Below are 3147 nucleotides of genomic sequence, written 5' to 3' on the forward strand. Positions count from 1 at the left end.
AACTCATTATGTTAGCGATTAAATAAGTAAGTTCTGATTGCGATTTTATTCCACTAAATCTATATTTACGGTTAATATAGATGGCGATGTATATATGTGGATTGTCTATATTTAAATTTATCACTAATTTAACGGGTTGTTTAAGGGTTACAAAAAACAGCCTTTATAACGTACATCGCCAGATGTACACAGAGGATGGACTAGAATTATGAAGAAATCGCTTGTCGCTGTTGGTGTTATCGTCGCACTTGGTGTTGTTTGGACGGGTGCGTCGTGGTACATGGGCAGCAAAATTGAAAGTCGCTTACAGGAAGAAACGAAATTAGCGAATGAACAATTGGCGCAACTTGCTAAAAATGCACAGTTTGATGCTGATGTTAAACTTGAAATTCGTGACTATAAGAAAGGGGTTTTCACCTCTAATGCAGACTTTGCTGTCGTGATTTCGCCAGAAGCTAGTGATGCAGACCAAGACAAAAAAGTAGAAGAAATTGTCTTCTCTACAGATATTGACCATGGTCCATTCCCTCTTTCTGATCTGGCTAAATTTAATCTGGCACCAAAATTAGCAGCGATGAATAATACATTGGTTGAGAACAACTCAACAAAAGAGTTATTCAAACTGACTAAAGAAAAATCTATTTTTAATAATCACGCCTCTTTAGCGTTCGATGGTTCAGTATCCGGTACCGCAACACTAAACTCTATCGATTTTGCTGAAAACGGTGGTACGGTTAAAACGACACCTATCACTGTTGAGTTCTCATCAGACAAAGATGCAACAAACTTTGCAACCAAAATTAACGGTGATCAAGTTGTTGTGACTAAAGATAATGATGAAACCTTCACAATTAAAAATATCTCTGGCTCTATTGTTGGAACGAAAGTTAATAACGATCAGTACCTATTTAATGAACAATTGTTAAATTTTGCTGAAATTGCACATACCAGCAAAGACAAAGCATCTGATTTCTCACTAAAAGATTTATCTCTGACAACAAAAAGTGATATCAAAGATAAACTCTTTAACATTTCTCAAGTTTATTACTTTAAGTCACTGAATGTTGGAGGACTCGAATTTGGTGCAGGTAAATTTGGCTATTCAATTGATAAAGCAGATCCTGATGCCATGTTGTTATTAACCAAAGTTTATAACAACTCATTATTACCATGGAATAAAAAACATTTTGACAATTCAGAAATCGTTGAACAAGCCGTTCGTGATGTTCTGGAAAAAGGCTTAGTTTTCCGTATTGATGAAGCTTCTTTAACAAATAAAAGCGGTGCAAGCAAGCTAACCTTTAACTTAGACTTAAATGCGTTTAACGTTAAAGTATTAGAAAATGAAGAGAAATCACCTGCCGAGTTATTTAACTCTCTGTTTAAAAACATCGATTTCAATATTGATTTATCTCTTCCAATGTTAGCTGAATTCCGCAACACCACTCAATATCTTGATGCGGCTCGTTACCAAGAAACCGCATTAACAGATGAAGAGAAAAAAAGAAATTGAAGCAGCAACTGCTGCGGATATTGAACAGTTAAAAACAGAGTTACAGCAAAATATTAATCAAATTTCTCAAGACGAGAAAGATGCATTACCTCTGATGTTACTTGCACAAGATAGTAAAGCATTAAGTATGAAACTGAACTATGCCGCTGATAAGTTTACTATGAATGGTAAAACTTATACTTTTGATGAGTTTATGGAAGTGACCCAAGCGCCTCAAATGTTAGGTTTAGCAGCGATGTTATTTGGTATGGGTGCATCATCTTACGATTACGATGATTCTGACTATTCAGAAGAAGGTTATCAAGAAGAGATGACTGAAGATCCAGCAATTATCGAAGAGCAAGACATTTTAATTCCTGAGCAACCCGCACAAGCTCAATAATTAATCTTTTGTTAGAACGATAAGTTGTTCGTTAAAGCAATAAATAAATACCCCATCTGTGAATAAACGACAATGGGGTATTTTTTTAGCATTGTTTTTAATTAACAATCGCAGTCTTTAGTTGGAATATGATGATTGTTTCCCTCTTCTTTACAACAAGAATCAATGACTTTATTAATTATTTCGGCAAGCGTATTTACTGTTGAAATAATAGAACTGAGCTGTGCACACACCTGATTACAGTCAGGTGCTTTTTTATTCGGCTTAGGAATGTTCGGTAACGTCAAGCTATCACAGAGTATTTCTTGTAATACTAATGAGAACTGTGCAATCCCGGTCGTATATATATATGAACGCCCGCCTGTCTGTTTCGCTAAGCGCTCATATTCTTTTGTAATACTATCTCTATCAGCAATACTTGGAAAACGATCTAAATTCGTTATCTTATCGTCAGGCGTTCCTTGATAAGTGTACACTTTAACTTTTTCATTTTGAGCCACAGCGATCGCTTCATCATTTTTTCTAACCGCCTCATTTGTAAGAACACCACCGCCTCCTTCCATCCCTTCATCACCCAGCACAAAAATAGCGCGACGAGCACCATCACGCCAATCAAAATACTGACTTAAGTCAATCACTGCACGACATAAATCCTCTCTATTACCTGCATGATCACGTCCATCAGCCTCTTTAAAGGGTTTTCTTGCCTGTAAGCGACTTTCAGGAACTCCTAGTGCTTTTAAATAGTCACTGACTGATTGATCAAATTTAGTCTCTTCCCATGTCCCTTCTATACCTAAAAAGGTGACTCTCAGTTTTGATGGGCATTTTTCAAGTGCAGCTTGTATTGCGTCATCCACTTCTTTACTTAAGTCTGACGATTCATCAGCCATTGAACCACTGGTATCAATCACGACAACTAAATCCAACGCAATTACACCATCACCAGTAACCACTTGTGATCCATAAGTAAGATTGTTTGCAGATGAAGGTGGAAGTATTTGGGATATTAATGAGTGCTGTACTTTATTATTTGTTTTTTCAAAACCAAAATCAGAATTCTCATTCATGTTTATATTCCTTAATTTTAAATAATTAGATATTTATTAAAAATCATTATGCAAATAATGGCATTCAGTTGAATATATCTATTGGACAGCAACCTATTATGACGTTTAATTCCCTATTCTTTATTCCTCATTTAATAAAAGAGATATTCTATTTTTTAGTTTTATTTTTATAAATAAATTTA

General features: G+C 35.3%; 3 protein-coding genes. 2 read left to right on the forward strand and 1 reads right to left on the reverse strand.

Annotated features, from left to right (window positions below):
- The first annotated feature begins 208 nt into the window (after nucleotides 1-208).
- Complete coding sequence (locus BHE89_RS13330) at nucleotides 209-1513, forward strand: YdgA family protein (protein ID WP_286146125.1); 1305 nt, start codon at nucleotides 209-211, stop codon at nucleotides 1511-1513.
- Nucleotides 1491-1895 carry a hypothetical protein gene (locus tag BHE89_RS25770; RefSeq protein WP_286146126.1) on the forward strand — a complete coding sequence of 135 codons (405 nt, stop codon included), beginning with the start codon at nucleotides 1491-1493 and terminating at the stop codon, nucleotides 1893-1895. Before BHE89_RS13330 ends, BHE89_RS25770 begins: the two co-directional genes overlap by 23 nt.
- Nucleotides 1896-1996: 101 nt before the next feature.
- Here BHE89_RS25770 and BHE89_RS13335 read toward each other — a convergent pair whose 3' ends face one another.
- Nucleotides 1997-2965 (reverse strand): vWA domain-containing protein, encoded by a 969-nt coding sequence (locus tag BHE89_RS13335; RefSeq protein ID WP_128860533.1) that lies wholly within the window; start codon nucleotides 2963-2965, stop codon nucleotides 1997-1999.
- Nucleotides 2966-3147 lie beyond the last annotated feature (182 nt).

It is taken from the genome of Shigella sp. FC1967 (assembly GCF_001743005.1).
Taxonomy (GTDB): domain Bacteria; phylum Pseudomonadota; class Gammaproteobacteria; order Enterobacterales; family Enterobacteriaceae; genus Proteus.